The sequence below is a fragment of the Pseudomonas sp. FW305-20 genome (genome assembly GCF_058788075.1).
This window is the reverse complement of record NZ_JBYTAJ010000026.1, coordinates 21,424-47,246: the sequence shown is the minus strand read 5'-3', so window position 1 is coordinate 47,246 and position 25,823 is coordinate 21,424. Positions and strand designations below refer to the sequence as shown.

General features: G+C 60.0%; 24 protein-coding genes. 17 read left to right on the top strand and 7 right to left on the bottom strand.

The features are described 5' to 3' along the window. The first annotated feature begins 40 nt into the window (after nt 1–40). The 8 genes from ccoN (AC3WP4_RS20745) (at nt 41) to ccoP (AC3WP4_RS20710) (ending at nt 6,961) form a co-directional block, all read left to right on the top strand. Nucleotides 41–1,465 (top strand): cytochrome-c oxidase, cbb3-type subunit I, encoded by a 1,425-nt coding sequence (gene ccoN, locus AC3WP4_RS20745; RefSeq protein WP_074875101.1) that lies wholly within the window; start codon nt 41–43, stop codon nt 1,463–1,465. 10 nt (nt 1,466–1,475) lie between these two features. Further along, the gene (ccoO, locus tag AC3WP4_RS20740) at nt 1,476–2,084 is read left to right on the top strand and encodes a cytochrome-c oxidase, cbb3-type subunit II (protein ID WP_074875099.1); all 609 of its coding nucleotides are present in this window, start codon (nt 1,476–1,478) and stop codon (nt 2,082–2,084) included. A 9-nt stretch (nt 2,085–2,093) separates the two neighbouring features. Further along, nucleotides 2,094–2,306, top strand: a complete 213-nt coding sequence (locus AC3WP4_RS20735; protein WP_371916913.1) for a cbb3-type cytochrome oxidase subunit 3 — start codon at nt 2,094–2,096, stop codon at nt 2,304–2,306. Further along, complete coding sequence (gene ccoP / locus AC3WP4_RS20730) at nt 2,303–3,256, top strand: cytochrome-c oxidase, cbb3-type subunit III (RefSeq protein ID WP_074875094.1); 954 nt, start codon at nt 2,303–2,305, stop codon at nt 3,254–3,256. The genes AC3WP4_RS20735 and ccoP (AC3WP4_RS20730) overlap by 4 nt, the downstream gene beginning before the upstream one ends. Nucleotides 3,257–3,739: 483 nt before the next feature. Then, nucleotides 3,740–5,182 carry a cytochrome-c oxidase, cbb3-type subunit I gene (ccoN, locus tag AC3WP4_RS20725; RefSeq protein WP_008157290.1) on the top strand — a complete coding sequence of 481 codons (1,443 nt, stop codon included), beginning with the start codon at nt 3,740–3,742 and terminating at the stop codon, nt 5,180–5,182. After that, entirely contained in the window at nt 5,182–5,790 is a 609-nt protein-coding gene (gene ccoO, locus AC3WP4_RS20720; RefSeq protein WP_017337535.1) for a cytochrome-c oxidase, cbb3-type subunit II, read from the top strand. Before ccoN (AC3WP4_RS20725) ends, ccoO (AC3WP4_RS20720) begins: the two co-directional genes overlap by 1 nt. Nucleotides 5,791–5,795: 5 nt before the next feature. Continuing rightward, complete coding sequence (locus AC3WP4_RS20715; protein ID WP_003175465.1) at nt 5,796–5,981, top strand: CcoQ/FixQ family Cbb3-type cytochrome c oxidase assembly chaperone; 186 nt, start codon at nt 5,796–5,798, stop codon at nt 5,979–5,981. Next, nucleotides 5,978–6,961 (top strand): cytochrome-c oxidase, cbb3-type subunit III, encoded by a 984-nt coding sequence (gene ccoP / locus AC3WP4_RS20710; RefSeq protein ID WP_102616081.1) that lies wholly within the window; start codon nt 5,978–5,980, stop codon nt 6,959–6,961. The genes AC3WP4_RS20715 and ccoP (AC3WP4_RS20710) overlap by 4 nt, the downstream gene beginning before the upstream one ends. A 70-nt stretch (nt 6,962–7,031) precedes the next feature. Here the strand turns inward: ccoP (AC3WP4_RS20710) and AC3WP4_RS20705 are convergent, their stop codons facing one another. Continuing rightward, entirely contained in the window at nt 7,032–8,042 is a 1,011-nt protein-coding gene (locus tag AC3WP4_RS20705; protein WP_076030365.1) for a metallophosphoesterase family protein, read from the bottom strand. Between the two features lie 472 nt (nt 8,043–8,514). On the opposite strand from AC3WP4_RS20705, the gene ccoG reads away from it, so the two are divergent. The 8 genes from ccoG (at nt 8,515) to AC3WP4_RS20665 (ending at nt 17,050) form a co-directional block, all read left to right on the top strand. Then, nucleotides 8,515–9,927 (top strand): cytochrome c oxidase accessory protein CcoG, encoded by a 1,413-nt coding sequence (gene ccoG / locus AC3WP4_RS20700; protein ID WP_076030364.1) that lies wholly within the window; start codon nt 8,515–8,517, stop codon nt 9,925–9,927. A gap of 11 nt (nt 9,928–9,938) precedes the next feature. Beyond that, entirely contained in the window at nt 9,939–10,478 is a 540-nt protein-coding gene (locus tag AC3WP4_RS20695) for a FixH family protein (RefSeq protein WP_102616082.1), read from the top strand. A gap of 135 nt (nt 10,479–10,613) precedes the next feature. Beyond that, nucleotides 10,614–13,064 (top strand): heavy metal translocating P-type ATPase, encoded by a 2,451-nt coding sequence (locus AC3WP4_RS20690; protein WP_102616083.1) that lies wholly within the window; start codon nt 10,614–10,616, stop codon nt 13,062–13,064. Nucleotides 13,065–13,086: 22 nt separating this feature from the next. Then, nucleotides 13,087–13,305, top strand: coding sequence for a cbb3-type cytochrome oxidase assembly protein CcoS (gene ccoS / locus AC3WP4_RS20685; RefSeq protein WP_102616084.1), 219 nt, complete (start codon nt 13,087–13,089; stop codon nt 13,303–13,305). Continuing rightward, nucleotides 13,298–13,981, top strand: a complete 684-nt coding sequence (locus tag AC3WP4_RS20680; protein WP_008146819.1) for a sulfite exporter TauE/SafE family protein — start codon at nt 13,298–13,300, stop codon at nt 13,979–13,981. The genes ccoS and AC3WP4_RS20680 overlap by 8 nt, the downstream gene beginning before the upstream one ends. A gap of 192 nt (nt 13,982–14,173) precedes the next feature. Then, nucleotides 14,174–15,556, top strand: a complete 1,383-nt coding sequence (hemN, locus tag AC3WP4_RS20675; RefSeq protein ID WP_074880565.1) for an oxygen-independent coproporphyrinogen III oxidase — start codon at nt 14,174–14,176, stop codon at nt 15,554–15,556. A 131-nt stretch (nt 15,557–15,687) separates the two neighbouring features. After that, nucleotides 15,688–16,422: a fumarate/nitrate reduction transcriptional regulator Fnr gene (fnr, locus tag AC3WP4_RS20670; protein ID WP_008146816.1), complete on the top strand. Its 735-nt coding sequence runs from the start codon at nt 15,688–15,690 to the stop codon at nt 16,420–16,422. Nucleotides 16,423–16,501: 79 nt separating this feature from the next. Continuing rightward, nucleotides 16,502–17,050: an adenine phosphoribosyltransferase gene (locus AC3WP4_RS20665; protein WP_102616085.1), complete on the top strand. Its 549-nt coding sequence runs from the start codon at nt 16,502–16,504 to the stop codon at nt 17,048–17,050. Nucleotides 17,051–17,185: 135 nt separating this feature from the next. Here the strand turns inward: AC3WP4_RS20665 and AC3WP4_RS20660 are convergent, their stop codons facing one another. The 5 genes from AC3WP4_RS20660 to dnaX all read right to left on the bottom strand — a co-directional run bounded on the left by AC3WP4_RS20660 (nt 17,186) and on the right by dnaX (nt 22,989). After that, the gene (locus AC3WP4_RS20660) at nt 17,186–18,334 is read right to left on the bottom strand and encodes an acyl-CoA dehydrogenase family protein (RefSeq protein ID WP_102616086.1); all 1,149 of its coding nucleotides are present in this window, start codon (nt 18,332–18,334) and stop codon (nt 17,186–17,188) included. A gap of 179 nt (nt 18,335–18,513) precedes the next feature. Continuing rightward, nucleotides 18,514–19,116 (bottom strand): recombination mediator RecR, encoded by a 603-nt coding sequence (gene recR / locus AC3WP4_RS20655; protein ID WP_074875078.1) that lies wholly within the window; start codon nt 19,114–19,116, stop codon nt 18,514–18,516. 65 nt (nt 19,117–19,181) lie between these two features. Next, the gene (gene curA / locus AC3WP4_RS20650; protein ID WP_102616087.1) at nt 19,182–20,216 is read right to left on the bottom strand and encodes an NADPH-dependent curcumin/dihydrocurcumin reductase; all 1,035 of its coding nucleotides are present in this window, start codon (nt 20,214–20,216) and stop codon (nt 19,182–19,184) included. A gap of 276 nt (nt 20,217–20,492) precedes the next feature. Continuing rightward, complete coding sequence (locus tag AC3WP4_RS20645) at nt 20,493–20,831, bottom strand: YbaB/EbfC family nucleoid-associated protein (protein ID WP_008028561.1); 339 nt, start codon at nt 20,829–20,831, stop codon at nt 20,493–20,495. Between the two features lie 67 nt (nt 20,832–20,898). Next, complete coding sequence (gene dnaX, locus AC3WP4_RS20640) at nt 20,899–22,989, bottom strand: DNA polymerase III subunit gamma/tau (RefSeq protein WP_074875074.1); 2,091 nt, start codon at nt 22,987–22,989, stop codon at nt 20,899–20,901. Between the two features lie 144 nt (nt 22,990–23,133). Between dnaX and AC3WP4_RS20635 the strand changes: the two genes are divergently transcribed. Next, complete coding sequence (locus AC3WP4_RS20635) at nt 23,134–23,883, top strand: substrate-binding periplasmic protein (protein WP_102616088.1); 750 nt, start codon at nt 23,134–23,136, stop codon at nt 23,881–23,883. Nucleotides 23,884–24,025: 142 nt separating this feature from the next. Here the strand turns inward: AC3WP4_RS20635 and AC3WP4_RS20630 are convergent, their stop codons facing one another. Beyond that, nucleotides 24,026–25,726, bottom strand: coding sequence for a putative bifunctional diguanylate cyclase/phosphodiesterase (locus AC3WP4_RS20630; RefSeq protein WP_102616089.1), 1,701 nt, complete (start codon nt 25,724–25,726; stop codon nt 24,026–24,028). Nucleotides 25,727–25,823: the final 97 nt, after the last annotated feature.

Sequence of the window (25,823 nt, the reverse complement as noted above, 5' to 3'; positions counted from 1 at the left end):
AGGCAGGCCCTCACTTCGGCTGAACCGTGGATGGGGAACCATGAACACTTCTATCAGTACCGCCTACAACTACAAGGTGGTCCGCCAATTCGCCATTATGACGGTGGTGTGGGGCATCGTCGGAATGGGGCTCGGGGTTTTTCTCGCGGCTCAATTGGTCTGGCCTGAACTCAACTTCAATCTGCCGTGGACCAGCTTCGGGCGTCTGCGCCCGCTGCACACTAACGCAGTGATCTTCGCCTTCGGCGGTTGCGCCCTGTTCGCCAGTTCGTTCTATTCGGTGCAACGCACCTGCCAGACCCGACTGTTCGCGCCGAAAATCGCCGCATTCTGTTTCTGGGGCTGGCAGCTTGTGATCCTGCTGGCGGCCATCAGCCTGCCGCTGGGTTACACCAGTTCCAAGGAATACGCCGAGCTTGAATGGCCGATCGACATTCTGATCACCATTGTCTGGGTGGCCTATGCCGTCGTGTTCTTTGGCACGATCATGCAACGCAAGACCAAACACATCTATGTCGGTAACTGGTTCTTCGGTGGCTTCATCATCACCGTGGCGATCCTGCACATCGTCAACAACCTGGAATTGCCGGTGAGTTTCACCAAGTCCTACTCGCTGTACGCCGGTGCGACTGATGCCATGGTGCAGTGGTGGTACGGGCACAACGCCGTAGGCTTTTTCCTCACCGCCGGTTTCCTCGGGATGATGTACTACTTCGTGCCGAAACAGGCTGAGCGTCCGGTGTACTCCTATCGCTTGTCGATCGTGCACTTCTGGGCGCTGATCACCCTGTACATCTGGGCCGGTCCGCACCACTTGCACTACACCGCGCTGCCGGACTGGGCGCAGTCGCTGGGCATGGTGATGTCGCTGATCCTGCTGGCGCCGAGCTGGGGCGGGATGATCAACGGCATGATGACGCTCTCGGGCGCCTGGCATAAGTTGCGCAGCGACCCGATCCTGCGCTTCCTCGTGGTCTCGCTGGCGTTCTACGGCATGTCGACCTTCGAAGGGCCGATGATGGCCATCAAGACGGTCAACGCCCTCTCCCACTACACCGACTGGACCATCGGCCACGTTCACGCTGGCGCCCTCGGTTGGGTCGCGATGATCTCCATCGGCGCGCTGTACCACATGATTCCGAAAATCTTCGGTCGCACGCAGATGCACAGCATCGGCCTGATCAACGCGCACTTCTGGCTCGCGACCATCGGCACCGTGCTGTACATCGCTTCGATGTGGGTCAACGGCATTGCCCAGGGCCTCATGTGGCGCGCGGTCAACGAAGACGGCACGCTGACCTACTCCTTCGTCGAAACCCTGGTGGCCAGCCACCCTGGCTTTGTCGTGCGTCTGGTAGGCGGTGCGATCTTCTTCAGCGGCATGTTGCTGATGGCCTACAACACTTGGCGCACCGTGCGGGCCTCGCAGCCTGCCGAAGCCGCCGCTGCCGCGCAGATCGCCTGAGGAGTCCGCCATGAAACACGAAACAATCGAGAAAAACGTCGGCCTGCTGATGCTGCTGATGGTCTTGGCTGTGAGCATCGGCGGTCTGACCCAGATCGTCCCGCTGTTCTTCCAGGACGTGACCAATAAACCAGTGGAAGGCATGAAGCCCTACACCGCGCTGCAACTGGAAGGTCGCGACATTTACATCCGCGAAGGCTGCGTTGGTTGCCATTCGCAGATGATCCGCCCGTTCCGTGCTGAAACGGAACGCTATGGCCACTACTCGGTGGCCGGTGAAAGCGTCTGGGATCACCCATTCCTGTGGGGCTCCAAGCGCACCGGTCCGGACCTGGCCCGCGTCGGCGGTCGCTACTCCGAAGACTGGCACCGCGCGCACTTGTACAACCCGCGCAACGTGGTGCCGGAATCGAAGATGCCGGCCTACCCGTGGCTGGTGGACAACAAGGTCGATAGCAGCCACACCGAAACCAAGATCCGCGCCATGCGCACCCTCGGCGTGCCGTACACCGATGAAGACATCACAGGTTCAGTCGCCTCGCTCCAGGGCAAGACCGAAATGGACGCACTGGTCGCTTACCTGCAAGTGCTCGGCACATCCATCAAGAGCAAGAGGTGAGCCATGGCCATGCCCTTTGAAATCGTAAGCGTAATGAGCAGTGGAATGATCCGCGGCCTGGGCACGGTCGTGGTGTTCCTGGCCTTCGTCGGCCTGACGCTGTGGGTGTTCAACAGAAAGCGCAATCCGGAATTCGCCGAAGCGCGCTTGCTGCCGTTCGCCGATGAACCCCTGCCCGATGACGCCACCCAAGAACCTGAAACAAGGAGTACCCGGCCATGACCACTTTCTGGAGTACGTGGATCTGCGTACTGACCATTGGCAGCCTGATCGGCCTGACCTGGCTGCTGATCGGCACCCGCAAGGGCGAAACCAAAGGCAGCGTCGACCAGACCATGGGCCACAGCTTCGACGGCATCGAGGAGTACGACAACCCGCTGCCGCAATGGTGGTTCCTGCTGTTCGCCGGCACGCTGGTGTTTGCCGTCGGTTATCTGGTGCTTTATCCGGGCCTGGGCAACTGGAAAGGCATTCTGCCGGGTTACGAGAACGGTTGGACCGGCGTCAACGAGTGGGAAAAGGAGATGAACAAGGCTGACGCGAAGTTCGGGCCGATCTTCGCCAAATTCGCGGCGATGCCCGTGGAAGAAGTGGCGACGGACCCGCTGGCGTTGAAAATGGGCGGTCGCCTGTTTGCCTCCAATTGCGCGGTTTGCCACGGCTCGGATGCCAAGGGCGCTTTCGGCTTCCCGAACCTGGCGGACACCACCTGGCGCTGGGGCGGCAACGCCGAAACGATCAAAACCACGATCATGGGTGGTCGCATGGCCGCGATGCCGGCCTGGGGTGAAATCCTGGGTGATGCCGGGGTGAAAAACGTTGCGGCTTATGTGCGCCATGACCTGGCCGGACTGCCGTTGCCTGCCGACAACGGCGCCGATCTGCACGCCGGACAGCAAGCGTTCAGCACCATGTGCGTAGCCTGTCATGGGGCAAACGGCAAGGGCACTGAAGCCATGGGTGCGCCGAACCTGACGCAACCGGCCGGCTTTATCTACGGTACAAGCCTGGCGCAGTTGCAACAGACCATTCGTCATGGCCGCCAAGGTCATATGCCGGCGCAGAACGAACTGCTCGGCAACGACAAAGTGCAACTGCTGGCGGCTTACGTTTACAGCTTGTCCCACGGTTTGAGCACCGAACGTTTGCAGGCTGAAGGCAAACACGAATAAATCTCGACTGCTCTGCTGCCGCATTCTCCCGGATGCGGCAGTTCCCTGCCCCTTTGCGACCAAGTGTCGCACCCCTGCGCGGGTCCTCCTTTCAGTTCCCCGGATTCAGGTCTAAGCTTCCCCCGATGCGGACTGGCATGAGCCGGTTCCAGGTCGACCCGACCCGATGTGTTCGACGAATCTACTCGATGACAGGCCGCAAAGGCTGGTAGATACCGGCTGTCATGCCAATTGCCATCTGTCACCCGATCGTCGGGTTTGAACACACCCCGTTACATCCGACCTGACCCCCTCACCCATTTCGTCTGCTGCGACATTTTGCCCTTGGCCAATTTTGTCCTTACGCGGCGCATGGAAAGGCCGCAGAATCAGCTTTTGAAAGCATTGACCCAGGTCATGGCGCGTTGCAATGACCCCCCGCTTTCTCCATACTTGCGGCCGATTTTTACTCCTAATAAAACACCCAAACCGTGGAACCTTAGAATGAGCACAGCAATCAGTCCGACTGCTTATAACTATAAGGTAGTCCGCCAGTTCGCCATCATGACGGTGGTCTGGGGGATCCTTGGCATGGGGCTTGGTGTCTTCATCGCCTCACAGCTTGTATGGCCGGAATTGAACTTCGGTCTGCCGTGGACGACTTTTGGACGCTTACGCCCGTTGCACACCAACCTGGTGATTTTCGCCTTCGGTGGTTGTGCTCTGTTTGCCACTTCTTATTACGTCGTGCAGCGAACCTGCCAAACGCGACTGATTTCCGACAGCCTCGCCGCCTTCACCTTCTGGGGTTGGCAAGCGGTGATCGTCGGCGCGATCGTTACCTTGCCGTTGGGTTACACCACCACCAAGGAATACGCGGAACTGGAATGGCCCCTGGCTATCCTGCTGGCCATCGTCTGGGTTACCTACGGTCTGGTGTTCTTCGGCACCATCACCAAGCGCAAGACCAAGCACATCTATGTGGGTAACTGGTTCTACGGTGCCTTCATCGTTGTGACGGCGATGCTGCACATCGTCAACCACGCCTCCCTGCCGGTCAGTTTCTTCAAGTCCTACTCGGCCTACGCCGGTGCGACTGATGCGATGATCCAGTGGTGGTACGGCCACAACGCGGTGGGTTTCTTCCTGACCACGGGCTTCCTGGGGATGATGTACTACTTCGTTCCGAAGCAGGCCGAGCGTCCGATCTACTCCTATCGCCTGTCGATCGTGCACTTCTGGGCGTTGATCACCCTGTACATCTGGGCCGGTCCGCACCACCTGCACTACACCGCGCTGCCGGACTGGGCTCAGTCCCTTGGCATGGCGATGTCGATCATCCTGCTGGCACCGAGCTGGGGCGGCATGATCAACGGCATGATGACCCTGTCAGGCGCCTGGCATAAGCTGCGCACCGACCCGATCCTGCGCTTCCTCGTGGTATCGCTGGCGTTCTACGGCATGTCGACCTTCGAAGGCCCGATGATGGCCATCAAGACCGTCAACTCGCTGTCCCACTACACCGACTGGACCATCGGCCACGTGCACGCTGGCGCCTTGGGTTGGGTAGCGATGATCTCGATCGGCGCGATCTACCACATGATCCCGAAACTGTTCGGTCGTGTGCAGATGCACAGCATCGGCCTGATCAACACGCACTTCTGGCTCGCAACCATCGGTACCGTGCTGTACATCGCTTCGATGTGGGTCAACGGCATCACCCAGGGTCTGATGTGGCGTGCAATCAACGACGACGGCACCCTCACCTATTCGTTCGTCGAAGCGCTGCAAGCCAGCCATCCTGGTTTCATCGTTCGCGCCCTGGGCGGTGCGTTCTTCGCCAGCGGCATGCTGTTCATGGCCTACAACGTATGGCGTACCGTACGTGCCTCGAACCCGGCTGAAGCCAAAGCTGCTGAACAGATTGCTGTAGTTGGAGCTCACTGATGAAGCATGAAGCAGTCGAGAAGAACATTGGCCTGCTGGCCTTCTTCATGGTTATCGCCGTCAGCATCGGCGGCTTGACCCAGATCGTTCCGCTGTTTTTCCAGGACGTCACCAACAAGCCGGTCGAAGGCATGAAGCCTCGCACCGCCCTTGAACTGGAAGGCCGCGACATCTACATCGCCAACGGTTGTGTCGGCTGCCACTCGCAGATGATCCGCCCGTTCCGTGCTGAAACCGAACGTTATGGCCACTACTCGGTCGCTGGTGAAAGCGTCTGGGACCACCCGTTCCTGTGGGGTTCCAAGCGTACCGGTCCGGACCTGGCCCGTGTCGGCGGTCGTTATTCCGATGACTGGCAGCGTGCGCATTTGTACAACCCGCGCAACGTGGTGCCTGAGTCGAAAATGCCGGCCTACCCGTTCCTCGTGGAAAACAAGCTCGACGGCAAAGACACCGCCAAGAAAATGGAAGTCTTGCGCACGCTCGGCGTCCCTTACACCGACGAAGACATCGCCGGTGCCCAGGATGCTGTGAAGGGCAAAACCGAAATGGACGCGCTGGTGGCCTATCTGCAAGGCCTGGGCACCATCATCAAAAGCAAACGGTGATTTAGATGGATATTGGGATGATTCGTGGCCTGGGCACCGTTGTTGTGATGGTGGCCTTCATCGGTCTGGCGTTGTGGGTATTCAGCCCCAAGCGCAAGTCGGAGTTTGAAGACGCGACCTTGCTGCCTTTCGCGGATGATCCCGAAGCCATCAAGCACGTCGAGCAAGCTTCTAGGAGTAACAAAGAATGACTACGTTCTGGAGTCTGTACGTCACAGTCCTCAGTCTCGGCACGATCTTCGCCCTGACCTGGCTGCTGCTGTCCACCCGCAAGGGCCAGCGCAGCGAAGCCACCGAAGAAACGGTTGGCCACTCCTTCGACGGGATCGAGGAGTACGACAACCCACTGCCAAAATGGTGGTTCATGCTGTTCGTGGGCACCATCATCTTCGCCCTCGGCTATCTGGTGCTATACCCGGGCCTGGGTAACTGGAAAGGCCTGCTGCCGGGGTACAACTACCTCGATAACGAAAAGCAGACCGCGTTCGCCAACGGCCAGAGCGGCTGGACCGGCGTTCACGAGTGGGAAAAGGAAATGGCCAAGTCGGACGCCAAGTTCGGCCCGATTTTCGCCAAATTCGCTTCCATGCCGATTGAAGAAGTCGCCAAGGACCCGCAAGCCCTGAAGATGGGTGGCCGCCTGTTCGCCTCCAACTGCTCGGTCTGCCACGGTTCCGATGCCAAGGGCGCCTACGGCTTCCCTAACCTGACCGACGCCGACTGGCGCTGGGGCGGCGAAGCGGAAACCATCAAGACCACCATCATGGGCGGTCGTCACGCGGTCATGCCGGCGTGGGCTGAAGTGATCGGCGAACAAGGCGTTGCGAACGTTGCCGCGTTCGTACTGACCAATCTCGATGGTCGCAAACTGCCGGAAAACACCAAGGCCGATCCGGTTGCCGGGCAGAAACTGTTCGCTGCCAACTGCGTGGCGTGCCACGGTCCGGCCGGCAAAGGTACGCCAGCCATGGGCGCACCCGACCTGACCCACCCGGGCTCGTTCATCTACGGTTCGAGCTTCGCGCAACTGCAGCAGACCATCCGTTACGGCCGTCAGGGCCAGATGCCTGCGCAAGAACATCTGCAAGGCAACGACAAGGTTCACCTGCTGGCCGCTTACGTCTACAGCCTCTCTCACGGTGAGAAAGCGCCAGAAGCGGACGCCCAGTAAGGCAAACGCCTGACTGCAACACTAAACGGCCCCGCCAATGAGAATTGACGGGGCCGTTTTCATTTCATGCTTACTTGAGCAGCGGGATGACCCTGTCGACTTTGCGACTTGGCCAATTGCTGTTTCGAACGACGCTGACAGTGAGCGACTGCTTCTCAATGGAAAGATCAGCAATCAAATACGTTTGCTGCGAAGCGGAGCCGCTGAGGAATACCGGCACATCACCAAAATGCTTGGTTCGATCCCAAGAGTAATAAGTCCCCGCGCCCCAGTGGTCATGCCCACCGAAGACCGCCGTCACCTTGTATTGCTCGATCATCTGCTTGAATCTCGAAATTTGCTCATCGTTACCGTTCCACCGGTAAACCTTGTGCATATTCAGAATGATGATCTTGCCCTGCTCCCGAGCCTTTTTTAAATCGTTCTCCAGCCAGTCAAGCGCAGGCGTGATTTCAAAGTCTGTGGGAAAAAGCGGATTGCCAGAGCTAAAACTGACGGTATAGGTCGGCTCGTTATTCAATTGAACGAAATGCACATCCCCGACACTTTTCGAGTAGGCGAGACTGCCGTAATAGATCTTTCCCAGGCCTGAACTTCTTGCCGCCAGATCCATGGATTCGACCTTCCCCCAGTAACGATCCTTGAGGTCGTTGACACTTCCCGCCGCACAGTTATTCCAGAAGCATTCATTCACATTATTGGCATAGTCATGATTACCCAAACCATAGTCATAGAGCCCCTCCAGTTTGTTATCGAAAACCGACTTTATGTATGAGCGCTCGCCTCCATGACCAAATGCAGTGATGTCACCATTGATCATCACCGGTATACGGGACGCACCGCCATTCAGCTTCCTGAAGCTTGAAATATCGGAGTATTGCAACTCTATTAGTTCCTTTGAGCGCGCTTCCTTATTTGGGTCGGTGATGTCTTGATCGGTAAGATCACTCCAGGGGTATTGCGAGTCTGAAGCAAACACCAGGTGGTGCGGTGTTTCTGTAGAGGAGGCTCCATAGGCCACGGGAACAACGATCGCCAACGCAAAACACACCAACAACTTACTCTTTTTATAAAGCTTCATAGAAATCCATTTCGTTTAATATTTATCAGCCACCCAATGGCAGCAACTGCAAAATATATCGACACCTGACAATTAACAAACAAATAGCCCTTTTAGATCAACAGAAGATATGTCCAACACTTTCTGACACTTACAAGTTCAAAGAACATTAAAAACAAGCCCTATGCATTACAACTCATATAAATGCAAAGACCGGATAAGATATGCAGCAAGCAAACCGGATTCGTTACGCCCCTTGCGGGCGCACTGACGCAACCCCTGCTGAGCGGGCAGCTATACTCAATAAGTCAATTGACCTGCATCACGTTTTGTTACATCTGCTACACCATTCGTGATTTTTCCCCAACGCGACCAAAGGTCGCACCCCCGGACTAGAGCTACAGGCGTATCATTGCGCCACTGCAGCACCTCTTTTTGACCGCGGTCGGCATGTACTGACCGGGGCATTTTTCCACTGCCGTGGGATGCAATGATGAGCAATCAGATTCCGGTACACGACGTCACCCCTGCCAAGAACGCGAACACCAGCGTCGATCTTTACGCCTCTCGAGAAAAAATCTACACCCGCGCCTTCACCGGTCTGTTCCGCAACTTGCGGATGATGGGCGGTGCCGGGCTGTTTCTGCTGTATTTCGGTACGGTCTGGCTGAACTGGGGTGGCCATCAGGCCGTCTGGTGGAACCTGCCGGAACGCAAATTCTTCATCTTTGGCGCCACCTTCTGGCCTCAGGACTTCATCCTGCTTTCGGGGATCCTGATCGTCAGCGCCTTCGGCCTGTTCTTCATTACCGTGTACGCCGGCCGGGTCTGGTGCGGTTATACCTGCCCCCAGAGCGTCTGGACGTGGATTTTCATGTGGTGCGAAAAGGTCACCGAAGGCGACCGCAACCAGCGCATCAAGCTCGACAAAGCGCCGATGAGCGCCAACAAATTCCTGCGCAAACTCAGCAAACACTCGATGTGGCTGTTGATCGGCTTCGTGACCGGCATGACCTTCGTCGGTTACTTCTCGCCGATCCGCGAGCTGACCATCGACTTCTTCACCGGCGAAGCCGACGGCTGGTCGTATTTCTGGGTCGGCTTCTTCACCCTCGCCACCTACGGCAATGCCGGTTGGTTGCGCGAGCAGGTGTGCATTTACATGTGCCCGTACGCGCGCTTCCAGAGCGTGATGTTCGACAAAGACACCCTGATCGTTTCCTACGACCCGCGTCGTGGTGAAAGCCGCGGCCCGCGCAAGAAAGGCGCCGACTACAAGGCCATGGGCCTGGGCGACTGCATCGACTGCACCATGTGCGTCCAGGTCTGCCCGACCGGGATCGACATCCGCGACGGCCTGCAAATCGAGTGCATCGGTTGTGCGGCCTGCATCGATGCCTGTGACAGCATCATGGACAAGATGGATTACCCGCGCGGTCTGATCAGCTACACCACCGAGCACAACCTGTCCGGGCAAAAAACCAATAAACTGCGCCCGCGACTGATCGGCTATGCCATGGTGCTGCTGGCAATGATGGGATTGCTGATGACCGCGTTCTTCATGCGTTCGCTGGTCGGTTTCGACGTCAGCAAGGACCGCGTGCTGTACCGCGAGAACGCCGAAGGCCGGATCGAAAACGTCTACAGCCTGAAGATCATGAACAAGGACCAGCGCGACCACACCTACCTGCTCGAAGCCACTGGCCTGCCGGACCTCAAGCTGCAAGGCAAGCGCGAGATCAAGGTCGCCGCCGGGGAGATTTTCAGCCAGCCGGTCGAACTGTCCAGCGCACCGGAGAAACTGCCATCGAGTACCAACGAGGTGAAATTCATCCTCAAGGATGCCGATGACGACAGCGTCCACATTGAAGCCAAGAGCCGGTTCATCGGCCCACAAGTTCGTTGAGAGAAGTGATCATGCCCACAGCAACTGCCGCAAGCCCCTGGTACAAGCACCTTTGGCCGTGGATCATCATCGCCATCCTGGCGTGTTCCGTGACCCTGACCTTGTCCATGGTGACGATCGCGGTGAACAACCCGGACAACCTGGTCAACGATAACTATTACGAGGCCGGCAAAGGCATCAACCGCTCCCTGGACCGTGAGTTGCTGGCGCAGACCCTGCTGCTGCGCGCCAGCATCCATCTGGACGACGTGACCGGCGAAGTCGACCTGCGCCTGAGCGGCAACAGCCAACCGAAAACCCTGGAACTGAACCTGATTTCGCCGACCCAGCCGGAGAAAGATCGCAAGATCACCCTGGCACGCAGCGAAACCGAACAGGGCCGCTACATTGGCCAGTTGAACGACAAGGTCGACGGACGCCGTTTCGTAGAGCTGCTGGGCGTACAGGATGACAAGACCTGGCGCATGTTCGAAGAAGAACAGGTCAGCCATGACAAGGATCTGCTGCTGGGTGATGAACCGCTGCAAGGCGCGGAAGACCTGAAGAAGTAAGCCTTACACTGATCGTTCCCACGCTCTGCGTGGGAACGCAGCCAGGGACGCTCCGCGTCCCAGCCGAAGCGGACGCGGAGCGTCCGGGGAGGCATTCCCACGCAGAGCGTGGGAACGATCATCGGACAACGCCTCATGACCACCCAACTCCCCTGCTACCACTGCGCCCTGCCCGTCCCGGCCGGCAGCCGCTTCACCGCTGCCGTCCTCGGTGAAACCCGCGAGTTCTGCTGCCCGGGTTGCCAGGCCGTGGCCGAAGCCATTGTGGCCGGTGGACTGGAAACCTATTACCAGCATCGCAGCGAGTCATCGGCTAACCCCGAAGCGCTGCCAGTGCAGTTGGTGGACGAACTGGCGCTGTACGACCGCGCCGACGTGCAAGCCCCTTTTGTTCGCCACGAAGGCGAACTGGCCGAAACCACCCTGCTGATGGAAGGCATCAGTTGCGCCGCGTGCGGCTGGCTGATCGAGAAACACCTGCGCAGCCTGCCCGCAGTGGCCGAAGCGCGCCTGAACCTGTCCAACCATCGCCTGCATGTGCGCTGGGCCGATGCGCAACTGCCGCTGAGCCAGGTACTCAGCGAATTGCGCCACATCGGTTACGCCGCGCACCCGTATCAAGCCGACCGTGCCAGCGAACAACTGGCCAGCGAAAACCGTCTGGCCCTGCGCCAGCTCGGCGTCGCCGGGCTGCTGTGGTTCCAGGCGATGATGGCGACCATGGCCACCTGGCCGGAATTCAACATCGACCTCAGCCCCGAACTGCACACCATCCTGCGTTGGGTCGCGCTGTTTCTCACCACCCCGATCGTGTTCTACAGCTGCGCGCCCTTCTTCAAAGGCGCCATGCGCGACTTGCGCACCCGCCACCTGACCATGGACGTCTCGGTGTCGCTGGCTATTGGCAGTGCCTACATCGCCGGGATCTGGACCTCGATCACCGGCGTCGGTGAGCTGTACTTCGACGCGGTCGGCATGTTTGCACTATTCCTGCTGGCCGGACGTTATCTCGAACGTCGCGCCCGCGAACGCACCGCCGCCGCCACCGCACAACTGGTCAACCTGTTACCTGCCTCGTGCCTGCGCCTGAGTGCCGACGGCCAAAGTGAGCGGATCCTGCTCAGCGAACTGCGCGTGGGCGATCAGGTGCTGGTGCATCCCGGCGCGATCCTCCCGGCTGACGGCAAGATCCTCGACGGCCAATCGAGCATCGACGAATCCCTGCTCACTGGCGAATACCTGCCGCAACCGCGCATGCCAGGCGATGCGGTTACTGCCGGCACCCTGAACGTCGAAGGCGCGCTGACCGTGGAAGTCCTGGCGCTGGGTCAAGATACCCGACTGTCCGCCATCGTCCGCCTGCTGGACCGCGCCCAGGCCGAGAAGCCGCGACTGGCGGAAATTGCCGACCGCGCCGCGCAATGGTTTTTGCTGCTGTCGCTGATTGCCGCGGCCGTCATCGGCCTGATCTGGTGGGAACTGGATTCGGCACGAGCCTTCTGGATTGTGTTGGCGATGCTCGTTGCGACCTGCCCGTGCGCCTTGTCCCTGGCCACGCCAACCGCCCTCACTGCCGCCACCGGCACGCTGCACAAACTCGGTTTGCTGCTGACTCGCGGTCATGTGCTGGAAGGCCTCAATCAGATCGACACGGTGATTTTCGACAAGACCGGCACGCTGACGGAAGGTCGCCTGGCCTTGCGCTCGATTCGCCCGCTCGGCGCGCTCAACAGCGATCAGTGCCTGAGCCTCGCCGCCGCCCTGGAAAACCGCTCCGAACACCCGATCGCCCGCGCGTTTGGCCGGGCGCCGCTGGCCGCCGAAGAAGTCCACAGCACGCCGGGGCTAGGCCTCGAAGGGTTGGTCGGTGAACAACGCCTGCGCATCGGTCAACCGGGTTTTGTCTGTGAACTCAGTGGCGCGACCGTGCCATTGATGCCAGATGAAGCCGGCCAATGGCTACTGCTCGGCGACAGCCAGGGACCGTTGGCATGGTTTGTTCTCGACGATCGCCTGCGTGCCGACGCTCCCGCGCTGCTCGCCGCCTGCAAGGCTCGCGGCTGGCGCACATTGCTGCTGTCCGGTGACAGCTCGCCGATGGTCGCCAGTGTCGCCGCGGAACTGGGCATCGATGAAGCCCGAGGCGGCTTGCGCCCAGACGATAAATTGCAGGTCCTGCAACAGTTGCACAAGGAAGGTCGCAAGGTGTTGATGCTCGGTGACGGCGTCAACGACGTGCCCGTGCTGGCCGCCGCCGACATCAGCGTAGCCATGGGTTCGGCCACCGATCTGGCGAAAACCAGCGCCGACGCGGTATTGCTGTCAAACCGCCTCGACGCCTTGGTCCAGGCCTTCAGCCTGGCTCGACGCACCCGCAGGGTAATCATCGAGAACCTGCTGTGGGCCGGGCTGTACAATGGCCTCATGTTGCCGTTCGCCGCCCTCGGCTGGATCACCCCGGTATGGGCCGCGGTCGGCATGTCCATCAGTTCGTTGACCGTGGTGCTGAACGCCCTGCGCCTGACACGCATGCCCAACACGCCTGCGCTCAGCGCCACGCCAGAAACCCGTCCGCTGCCGGCCTGAGCCGCGCGGGCATGGAGTCAAGATGCCAGCTCTCTACGTGATGATCCCGGCCGCGCTGCTGATCGTGGCCATCGCCATTTACATCTTCTTCTGGGCAGTCGACAGCGGTCAGTACGACGACCTCGACGGCCCGGCCCACAGCATTCTGTTCGACGACCAGGACCCGAACCACAAAGCCGCGGTGGACGAAGCCAGCGGTCAGCCAGCCAAACCGGACGACAAGGCGCCACCTCATGCTTGAATTGGCGCCGCTGCTGGTGTCTGCGGTGATTCTCGGCCTGCTCGGCGGCGGGCATTGCCTGGGCATGTGCGGCGGCTTGATGGGCGCGTTGACCCTGGCGATTCCCAAGGAACAACGCAGCCGGCGTTTTCGACTGCTGCTGGCCTACAACTTGGGGCGAATCCTGAGCTACGCAACGGCGGGCCTGCTGATAGGTCTGGCCGGCTGGGCGGTGGCCAACAGCCCGGCGGCGATGTTCATGCGCGTCATCGCCGGATTGCTGTTGGTCGCCATGGGCCTGTACCTCGCCGGTTGGTGGAGCGGCCTGACTCGCATCGAAAGCCTCGGTCGCGGCCTGTGGCGGCACATCCAGCCCGTTGCCAACAAACTGCTGCCGGTGTCGAACGTCCCCCGCGCGTTGCTGCTGGGCGCGCTCTGGGGCTGGCTGCCGTGCGGGTTGGTTTACAGCACCCTCCTGTGGTCGGCGAGTCAGGGCAATGCACTGGACAGTGCGCTGTTGATGCTCGCGTTCGGGCTCGGCACCTGGCCGGTGCTGCTCGCCACGGGGCTGGCGGCTGAGCGGGTCACGGCGCTGTTGCGCAAACGTAGCGTGCGGATGACGGGCGGATTGCTGGTGATCCTGTTCGGCATCTGGACGTTGCCGGGGCCGCATCAGCATTGGCTCATGGGCCACTAGGTCGGCGGCGCCCCCATCGCGAGCAGGCTCGCTCCCACATTGAAATGCATTCCCCTGTGGGAGCGAGCCTGCTCGCGATGAGGCCGGCACCAACAACACAAATCCTGACCGTTGATGCAAATCAAGATGCCCCACCGCCGCGCCCCCTAGACTCGCCGACATTGCCAGCCTATCCGGGGGAATGCCCGCATGATGCTCGACGCCATTCGTTGGGACACCGATTTGATCCGCCGTTACGACCTGGCGGGACCGCGCTACACCTCCTACCCGACCGCGGTGCAATTCGACGGCCAGGTAGGCACGTTCGACCTGTTCCACGCCCTGCGCGACAGCCGTAAAGCCCTGCGCCCGTTATCGCTGTATGTGCACGTGCCGTTCTGCGCGAACATTTGCTACTACTGCGCCTGCAATAAAGTCATCACCAAGGACCGCGGCCGCGCCCAGCCCTATTTGCAACGCCTTGAGCAGGAGATCCAGCTGATCGCCTGCCACCTCGACCCTGCACAGAAAGTCGAGCAACTGCACTTTGGCGGCGGCACTCCGACTTTTCTCAGTCACGATGAACTGCGCCAGTTGATGGCCCAGTTACGCAAGAACTTCAACTTGCTGGACGACGATTCCGGCGACTACGGCATCGAAATCGACCCCCGCGAAGCCGACTGGTCGACCATGGGCCTGCTCCGTGAACTGGGTTTCAATCGGGTCAGTATCGGCGTGCAAGACCTCGACCCGGCAGTGCAACGAGCCGTCAATCGCCTGCAAAGCCTGGAGGAAACCCGAGCGGTGATCGACGCTGCCCGCACGCTGCAGTTTCGCTCGATCAACATTGACCTGATCTACGGCTTGCCAAGGCAGACACCCGAGAATTTTGCCCGCACGGTTGATGAGGTGATCAACCTGCAACCGGACCGTCTCTCGGTATTCAACTACGCGCACCTGCCGGAGCGCTTCATGCCGCAACGGCGAATCAACAGCGACGAACTGCCGACACCCGCGCAAAAACTGGAAATGCTCCAGGGCACCATCGAGCAGCTGACCAAGGCCGGCTACCGCTACATCGGTATGGACCACTTCGCGCTGCCCGACGATGAACTGGCGATTGCACAGGAAGAGTCAACCCTGCAACGCAACTTCCAGGGCTATACCACCCACGGTCATTGCGACCTGATTGGCCTGGGCGTATCGGCCATCAGCCAGATCGGCGACCTGTATTGCCAGAACAGCAGCGACCTGAATCAGTACCAGAACACGCTGGCCAGCGCGCAACTGGCCACCAACCGTGGCTTGCTGTGCAACGCCGATGACCGCCTGCGACGTGCGGTCATCCAGCAACTGATCTGCAGTTTCAGCCTGGAGTTCGCCGAGATCGAACACGCCTTCAACATCGACTTTCAGGGTTACTTCGGCGAACTCTGGCCCCAGTTGCAGGCAATGGCTGCAGACGGCCTGATCGAACTGGATAACGAACGGATCAACGTATTGCCCGCCGGACGATTGTTGGTGCGCTCGGTGTGTATGGTGTTCGACGCGTACCTGGAACAGCACAATCGCCAGCGGTTTTCGCGGGTGATCTAGCCGTCATCTCACCGGCCAGCCTATGAAACACTGACTTTACGACCCTGCGACAAAATCGCCGCGTGCCTGAATGTCCTCCCGTGAGTTACCCTTACGGCTTATGTGTGTTTTTTCCCACAAGGATTGAAGAAATGTCCGAGCCAGTAAAGCTGCGCGCTCATAGTCAGGCCCATTGCAAGGATTGCAGCCTGGCCCCTCTCTGTTTGCCACTTTCCTTGAATCTGGAAGACATGGAAGCGCTGGACGAAATCGTTAAACGTGGCCGCCCGCTGAAAAAGGGCGAATTCCTGTTCCGCCAGGGCGACACCTTCGATTCTGTTTATGCAGTACGCTCTGGCGCCCTCAAGACCTTCAGCCTGAGCGATGGCGGTGAAGAACAACTCACCGGCTTCCACTTGCCTAGCGAACTGGTCGGCCTGTCGGGCATGGACACCGAAAAACACCCGGTCTCGGCGCAAGCCATGGAAACCACTTCGGTGTGTGAAATCCCTTTCGAACGCCTCGACGAACTGGCGCTGCAACTGCCGCAACTGCGCCGTCAGTTGATGCGTGTGATGAGTCGCGAGATTCGCGACGATCAGCAAATGATGTTGCTGCTGTCGAAAAAAACCGCCGACGAGCGCATCGCCACATTCCTGGTCAACCTGTCGGCCCGTTTCCGCGCCCGGGGTTTCTCGGCCAACCAGTTCCGCCTGAGCATGTCGCGCAACGAAATCGGCAATTACCTGGGCCTGGCGGTGGAAACCGTGTCCCGGGTGTTCACGCGCTTCCAGCAAAACGAACTGATTGCGGCTGAAGGCAAGGAAATCCACATCCTCGACCCGATCCAGCTCTGCGCCCTGGCCGGCGGCTCGCTGGACGGCTGATCTCGGCGACGGCGGCTGAGCGAAACGGTTCAGCCGCCGTTATACTGCGTCGTTTGCAGCCTGCCAGGACACCTCGACGATGGTCTTCGACTCCTTCGACATCAAATCCCTCATCCGCCCTGTGATCGACTTTCCCAAGCCGGGCGTGATCTTTCGCGACATTACCCCGCTGTTCCAGTCGCCCACGGCCTTGCGCCTGGTGATGGACAGTTTCGCCCATCGTTATGTCGAGGCCGACTTCACCCACATCGGCGCGATGGACGCCCGTGGTTTTCTGATCGGTTCGATCCTGGCCTATCAGCTGAACAAGCCGCTGGTCCTGTTCCGCAAGCAAGGCAAGTTGCCGGCCGACGTACTGGCCGAGGGTTATGCGACCGAATACGGCGAAGCCTTCCTCGAAGTCCACGCCGACAGCCTGTGCGAGGGCGATTCGGTGGTGATGTTCGATGACCTGATTGCCACGGGCGGGACGCTGATTGCGGCGGCGAACCTGGTTCGACGCATGGGAGCGCGCGTTCATGAAGCGGCGGCGATCATCGATTTGCCGGAGCTGGGCGGATCGCAGCGCCTGGAAGACATGGGGATTGCGACGTTTTGCCTGACGCAGTTTGCGTTGTCTGATAAATAGGCGGCGTCTGGGCTGACGCCATCGCGAGCAGGCTCGCTCCCACAGGGGATTGTCGTTAGATACAAATCTTGCATACGACAAAGATCACTGTGGGAGCGAGCCTGCTCGCGATAGCGTCAGCCGCTACACCTCCGATCAAAGTCCCATCTGCTTGCTGATGATCTCGTTCATCACTTCCCGCGTCCCGCCGCCGATCGACAAAATCCGGTTATCGCGGTACAGCCGCTCCACCAGGCTCTCGCGCATGTACCCGAGGCCACCCAAAATCTGCACCGCATCCGTGGTAATCCGATCAGCCGTGTCGGTGGCAAAATTCTTGGCCATGGAAATCTCCTTGATCACACTCTGCCCCGCCGCCATTTTCGCTGCCTGGCGGTAGGTGAATTCCCGTGACACCTCCAGCGCCGTGGCCATTTCGGCGAGACGATGCTTGAGCACCTGAAACTTGCCGATGGGTTTGCCGAAGGCTTCACGCTGGCGAGCCCATTTCAGGCTTTCTTCCAGAGCCAGTTGCGCAGTCATGTTGGCCATTAGCGCCAGCGCCAGGCGTTCACTCTGGAAGTTGCCCATGATGCAGGCGAAGCCCATGTTCTCAGCGCCGATCAGATTTCCTGCCGGCACCCGGCAATCGTCGAAGAACAGTTCGGCAGTGTCCGACGCCCACCACCCCATTTTCTTCAACTGGCGGCCGACGGTGAAACCCGGCGTGCCCTTCTCGATCAACAGCAGGCTGATGCCAGCGAAACCCGGCGCACCGGTGCGCACCGCGACGGTGTAGAAATCCGCGCGGACGCCACTGGTGATAAAGGTTTTACTGCCGCTGACCCGGTAGAACTCGCCCTCACGCACGGCGCGGGTTTGCAGGTTGGCGACGTCGGAGCCACCACTGGGCTCGGTCACGGCCAGGGCGCTGATCTTCTCGCCGGCGAGTACCTGAGGCACAACACGATCGCGGACTTCGGGTCTGGCCCACTTGAGGATCGGCGGCAGGCCGATGTCCAGCGAGCCAAGCCCCGCCACCAAGCCGCCGGAGCCACAACGCATCAGCTCTTCGCTGGCGGCGACCTTGGCGAACAGATCACCTTCATGGCTGCCACCCAGGGCTTCGGGGTAACCGATCCCCAGAATCCCCGCCGCGCCGGCCTTGGGGTAGAGCTCGCGGGGAAAGCTTTCGGCTTCTTCCCACTGGTCGATGTCCGGCAAGATCTCGCGCTCGACGAAGCGTCTGACGCTGTCGCGGACCAATTGATGGCTGGGGTCGAAGTATTCCTGAAAGGCAGGCATCGGCGAGCTCCACTGAAGGTTCAGCGAAGTTAACCGAGCGCTTGCTTGGTTTTCAAGAAGATTGTCTGAATCAGATAGATCAAGGCGCCTGCATCGCGGGCAAGCCCGCTCCCACAGAATCTGCGGTGGCCACAATACCTGTGGGAGCGGGCTTGCCCGCGAAAGCGTCAGTTCAGACGCTACAAGGTAATGGGTTTACGCCCAGCAAACGAATGCGCCAACGTCCCGCCATCCACCAACTCCAGCTCGCCACCCAATGGCACGCCGTGGGCGATGCGCGAGGCGATCAGGCCTTTGTTGTTGAGCAACTGGGCAATGTAATGCGCTGTCGCCTCACCTTCCACGGTCGGGTTGGTCGCCAGAATCACTTCAGTGAACGTGCCCGCCTCTTCGATCCGCGCCAGCAGTTGCGGAATACCGATGGCCTCAGGCCCGAGTCCATCGAGTGGCGACAGATGCCCCTTGAGCACAAAGTAGCGACCACGAAAGCCGGTCTGCTCCACCGCGTAGACGTCCATCGGCCCTTCCACCACGCAGAGCAAGGTGTCGTCGCGACGGGTATCGGCGCATTGCGGACAGAGATCGTCTTCGGTGAGTGTGCGGCACAACCGGCAATGGCCCACCCCTTCCATGGCCTGGCTCAGTGCCGAGGCCAATCGCGAGCCGCCGCTGCGATCACGCTCGAGCAGCTGCAACGCCATGCGTTGGGCAGTTTTCTGACCCACACCTGGCAAAATTCGCAGGGCATCGATCAGTTGGCGAATCAAAGGGCTGAAGCTCATGGGGAAAAGTCCGACAAAACAACGAGACGCGGTTTATACCCGCGCCTCTGTTTAGCGTCAATTATTCAGTCCTGGGTGACCCGCACAACCAGTTTGCCGAAGTTGCGTCCTTCCAGCAGACCGATGAACGCTTCGGGTGCCTGCTCCAGGCCATCGACCACGTCTTCGCGGAACTTCACCTTGCCGTCGCGCACCCACGGCGCCATGGCGCTGACGAATTCCGGCTGACGATCACCGTAGTCGTCGAACACGATGAAGCCCTGGATTCGCACGCGCTTGGTCAACAGCGTGCGCTGCAATTGCGGCAGTCGATCGGGGCCGGTCGGTGCTTCTTGAGCGTTGTAGGACGCGATCAGACCGCAGAGTGGAATTCGCGCCTTGGGATTGAGTAACGGCAGCACGGCATCGAACACCTTGCCGCCGACGTTTTCGTAATAGATGTCGATGCCTTCGGAGCACGCCTTGGCCAATTCATCGGCGAAGTTCGGGCTCTTGTGATCGATGCAAGCATCAAAACCCAACTCCTCGACCACATAACGGCACTTTTCCGCGCCACCGGCCACGCCGACCACGCGCAAGCCCTTGATCTTCGCCACTTGACCGACCACCGAACCGACGGCGCCGGATGCAGCCGCCACCACCAGGGTTTCACCTTCCTTTGGCTGGCCGATGTCCATCAGCCCCATATACGCGGTCATTCCGGGCATGCCCAACACACCCAGCGCCATCGACGGGCTCGGCAGCCCGGACGGCAGCGGAATGATGTCGCGACCGTCACTGATGCTGTGGCTTTGCCAACCGGTGGAGCCGACCACCAGGTCACCTTCGTGGAATTTCGGATTCAGCGAGCGCTCGACCCGGCTGACAGCGCCACCGGTTATCACCTCGCCGATTTCAACCGGTGCGGCGTAGGACGGCGCGTCGCTCATGCGTCCGCGCATGTAGGGATCAAGTGACAGGTAGAGGGTCTTAAGCAGCACCTGACCGTCAGCCAGTTCCGGCAGCGCAACGCGCTCCAGACGGAAATTCTCCGGCGTCGGCGCGCCTGCCGGGCGGGATGCCAGGACGATACGTTGGTTGAGGGTCAATGCTTGTGGCATGTGAGCTTCTCCTTTTGATCGATGAATTCGGCGGTATAGGGAGCAGACCTTTTTGACGCTGGTGCGTTCGATGTTTCTGACTCATCAGCTCTGATCGTTCTCACGCTCTGCGTGGGAATGCGGCCCGGGACGCTCGGCGTCCCTTGCGAAGCGGACGCAGAGCGTCCATTGAGGCATTCCCACGCAGAGCGTGGGAACGATCGGTGCGGCAGAAACAAAAATGCCAGGCGCGATGCCTGGCATTTTTTTGTAGCCCATCCGAAACGCTTCAGCGCATCAGAATGGCAGTTTCATACCCGGTGGCAGTTGCATGCCAGCGGTCATGCCGGACATTTTGTCCTGGCTGTTGGCTTCGATCTTGCGCACGGCATCGTTGACGGCGGCGGCGAACACAGCCTCCAGCATCTCTTTGTCGTCTTCGCTCAAGCCTTCGACCAGGCTTGGATCGATGGTCACGCGCTTGACGTCGTGACGACCGGTCATCACCACGGTGACCATATCGCCACCGGCTTTACCGGTGACTTCGGCGTTGGCCAGTTCTTCCTGCATCTTGGCCATTTTTTCCTGCATCTGCTGCGCCTGCTTCATCAGGCCGGCCATGCCACCTTTCATCATGGGAATCACCTCAAAAGTACTTGGATAAATACAGCGCCCGGCCCTTTCGGCCGGACACCTTCAGTTATTAGCCCTGAGTGACCAGGGTCTCGACAGGTTCAATAGTATCGTTACGGACCACCGCACCGAACTGCTGCATCATTTGCTGGATGAACGGATCACCATGAATCGACTCCTCGGCCTCGCGCTGACGGTTCGCACGGCGACGGGACGCGGCCTGGGCCGGGGTTTCCTGCTCGGGCTTGATCAGTTCCATGCGCAAGGTCAGCGTACGTCCGTGAAACTGGTTCAACGCATCGTTCAAGCGGCGCTGTTGAGTCGCGTTGAACAGTGCGCTGTGGGCCGGGTCGAGGTGCATCAGCCAATTGTCACCCTCGACGGCGATCAGCGTGCAGTTGGCGGCGATGCTGCCGGTCATGCCGGAGATCGGCAGTTTCGGGAACAGCTCCAACCATTGCGCCGCCAGACCGGTGGCCGGCATGGCGGCCGGTTCAGGTTCGGCTTCCGGCGCTGGCTCGGCAGTGTGTTCGCTGGCCAGTTCATCGAGGTAGCTGTAAGCCGACTCCATGTCCGGCTCGATATAGTCCTCGTCCAGCGGCGGCTCGTCGTCCAGGTCCATGCCCGGCGTCGCGGCATCGACGTCGGCCACCGACGGCTCTGGAATCGGCGCAGCGGCCCACTCCGGCGCGTCAGGCACCGCGCTGTCCGGCGTCGGCAAAGGCATCGGCTGCAATTCGGGCTGTTCGCTGGCGGTTTCCAGCACCGGCTCGACGGCAGGCTGCTGAACGGCTTCAGGTTCTATCGGGTCATTCCAGGGCAAATCGACAACGGCTTCGACCGGTGCTGCTTCAATGACAGGCTCAGGCGCAACGACGGGCGCAACCGGCTCAGGCTCAGGCTCGGGCGCTGGTACTGGAGCAACCACTGCCGCAACCGGCACAGGCGCGACGGGTGCAACTGCCGCAGCGACTACCGGCGCAACAACCTGCGCGGCAGCCACTGAATTTGCGGAATCAACTGTGGCCTGGCTGATCCCCACTGTCTTTAGCGGTTGCCTCGGGGCGTCCGCGGTGTCTGCCGGGCGGAACGCCAGCATCCGCAACAGAACCATTTCGAAGCCACCACGCGGGTCCGGCGCCAGCGGCAAGTCGCGCCGACCGATCAGGCCCATCTGGTAATAGAACTGCACGTCTTCGGCCGGCAATGCCTGGGCCAGTGCCAGCACCCGGTCACGGTCGCCATGACCGTTGTCGACGCCTTCAGGCAGGGCCTGGGCGATGGCGACACGGTGCAGCACGTTGAGAATTTCCGAGAGCACGCCGTTCCAGTCCGGGCCTTGTTCGGCAAGGTGACGGACGGCTTCGAGCAAGGCCTTGGCGTCGCCTTCGATCAGCGCATGCAGGACATCGTAGACCTGACCGTGATCGAGCGTGCCAAGCATCGCCCGTACGTCGGCAGCCATGACTTTGCCTTCACCGAAGGCAATGGCCTGGTCGGTCAGGCTCATGGCGTCGCGCATCGAACCGTCGGCAGCACGGCCCAGCAGCCACAGTGCATCCTCGTCGAACGGCACGTTCTCGACACTCAGCACGTGGGTCAAATGCTCGACCACGCGCTCCGGCGTCATGTTCTTCAGAGAGAACTGCAGGCACCGCGAAAGAATCGTTGCCGGAAGTTTCTGCGGATCGGTGGTCGCCAGGATGAACTTGACGTAGGGCGGCGGCTCTTCAAGGGTTTTCAACAGCGCATTGAAGGAATGGCTGGAGAGCATGTGCACTTCGTCGATCAGGTAGACCTTGAAGCGCCCGCGGCTCGGCGCGTACTGAACGTTGTCCAGCAGTTCGCGGGTATCCTCGACCTTGGTCCGGCTCGCGGCGTCGATCTCGATCAGGTCGACGAAGCGACCCTCATCGATCTCGCGGCACACCGAACACTCGCCGCAAGGCGTTGAAGTGATACCTGTTTCACAGTTCAGGCATTTGGCGATGATCCGCGCGATAGTGGTCTTGCCGACCCCGCGGGTGCCGGTAAACAGATAGGCGTGGTGCAGCCGCTGGCTGTCCAAGGCATTGATCAGAGCCTTGAGCACATGGGTCTGGCCGACCATTTCGCGGAACGAGCGCGGACGCCATTTACGTGCAAGAACCTGATAACTCATCGAAAACCGTCGCAACGAAGGAACACAAGCGGCTAATGCTAGCGGAGCAAGGCTAAAATTGCATCCGGTGCGCTCGTCTAATCTGGCTAAGATGGTCTTTTGGGGGCTTTTATCGGCTCGGGTTTTATCAGTACCGGAGCGTTTATGCGGCTGGCCTTTGGGGCACTGCTATTGATCAGCCTGAATATCGCTGGCGCCGAACCGCCATTGCGCTTCGTGGTGCCCGACAGTTGGGCAATGCCGATGACGCAACTGGAACGCGGGCATCCAACCCAAGGCATCCTGCACGACGTGATGATCAGCCTCGCGACCCAGGTCGGTATGCCGGCCGAATTTCACGTGCTGCCGCGGGCGCGGGTGCAACACGCCATGGAACACGGCGAGGTCGATATCCGCTGCTATGCGGCGCAGTCCTGGCTGCCGAATCAGTCCGGGGACTACATCTGGAGCATCCCACTGTGGTTTCAGCGTGACATGCTGATCAGCCGGTCCGATCCGCTGACCTCAGTGATACCTGCGGACTTGTCGCAACAACCCATCGGCACGGTACTCGGCTACAGCTATCCGACCCTGCAACCGCTGTTTGACGCCAGCCGACTGCATCGCGAAGACGCGCGCAACCAGGAGCAGGTGCTGGAAAAACTCCTGGCCGGACGCTATCGCTACGCCGTGAGCAATCAATGGACGCTGGACTGGTTCAACCAGCGCCTGCTGCCTGGCCGGCAACTGCAAGGCGTGGCGGTCTTGCAGGAACAGAGTGTCGGTTGTTATGTGCGCAACGATCCCAAAGTGCCGGTGCAGCGAATTTTGCGCACCTTGGTACGAATGAAAATGTCCGGGGAAATCGACGACATCATCCGGCTCTATATAGGCTCCGAGCCAAGCACACCCTAAGCGATCCCTCTGATCGACACGAGACCAATGTGGGAGCGAGCCTGCTCACGATAGCGGTATGTCAGCCCCATCAATGTTGAATGTAAGACCGCTATCGCGAGCAGGCTCGCTCCCACATGGGGCCGGTGTTGGCCACAAAAATTCAGCTTACCTGATCCAGCACCTGCCATTGCAATGGCGCGACAAACCCCGCAACCCAGCCCGCTACTTCGGCGGGCGGCATGGGCCGGGCAATGAAACAGCCTTGAGCCACTTCACACCCCAGGCGCAGCAGCAATTCACCTTGTTCGATACTTTCCAGCCCTTCGGCGATCACCTGGCGGCCAAAGGCCCGAGCCAGGCCAATGACCGCCATGGTCAGGGCCAGATCATCACGATCGTTAACGATGTCGCGCACAAACGACTTGTCGATCTTGATGGTTTGGGTTCGCAAACGTTTGAGGTAGCTCAGGGACGAATAACCGGTGCCGAAGTCCCCCAGTGAAAACTGCACCCCCAGCGCCTGACAGGCCTGTAAACAAGCGCTGACATGCTGAATATTCTCAATCGCCACCGACTCGACGATTTCCAGATCGAGCATCTGCGGAGCCACCTGGGCATGCCGGGCGAGCATGTGCTTGAGCCGGTCGACAAAATCCGCGCGCTGGAAATGTCGTGCCGCAATATTAATGCTGACTGGCCAGCCCTGCCCCGCTTGCTGCCAATGGTGCAACTGCGACAAGACCTGATCCATCATCCACTCACCAATTTCGATGATCAGGTCCGTTTCTGCCACCAGCGGCAAAAACTCACGGACCGGCACCATGCCGCGTTGCGGATGCTCCCACCGCAACAACGCCTCGAAGCCGACAACCTCGCCAAGACGCATGTTCACCTTGGGCTGGAAATGCACACGCAACTCACCGCCAGCCAGCGCCTGGCGCACTCGCCCGACCGTTTGATGAGTGGCCTTGACCTCCTGATCCCGCGACACATCGAACAAATGAAAGCGATTTCGACCGCGTTGTTTCGCCACGTACATGGCCTGATCGGCATGACGTAAAAGGGTTTCGGCATCTTCATTGTCGTCGGGGAACAAGGTGACGCCGATACTGGCAAACACATTGACGTCTTTACCATGCAGCGAGTACGGCGCCGAAATGGCGCCGAGTACCCGGTTCAACGCCGCACGCAGTTCCGGCAGGTCTCGCACGTAGCGCAGCACCAGCACAAACTCGTCACCGGCCAACCGTGCCACCACATCCTCGCCGCGAACGATGGTTCGCAAACGCTTGGCCACTTCGACCAACAGCAGATCGCCGCTGGCATGCCCGTAGCCATCGTTGACCGCTTTGAAACCGTCGAGATCGAGCATGCAAACTGCCAGCGGGATGTTTTCGTGACGGGAAAACTCCAACGCCTGATCCAGCAAATCCGAGAGAAACGCGCGATTCGGCAGCCCGGTCAGCACGTCATGCCCCACCCGCCATTGCAGTGAATGCAGCAACTGGCGTTTTTCGCTGATGTCGAAACGAATCGAAAGATAACGGTCAACCCGCCCGGTGGCGTCATCGAGCACCGGCACCATGGTGCTGTCGACCCAATACAGGCTGCCGTCCTTGGCGCGATTACAAATCTCGCCTTTCCAGACCTTGCCCAAGGCGATGGTGCGCCACATCGCCGCGAAGAAATCGGCGGAGTGCAGACCCGAGTTGAGGAGACGATGGTTCTGCCCGAGAAGTTCTTCGCGGCTGTAGCCGGATACGGCACAGAACTGATCATTGACGTGGGTGATCCGGCCGCTCAGATCGGTCTCGGAAAAAATCGCGGCGGCATCCACGGCCCTGCGGTATTTCTCATCCATGAGTCAGGCTCGCTGTGGCTAGCGGTGATACCGCTCGACCAGTGCAGGATGCCCGGAAGAGATGTTTGAATAGATAATGCGCAGCAACACGATATCA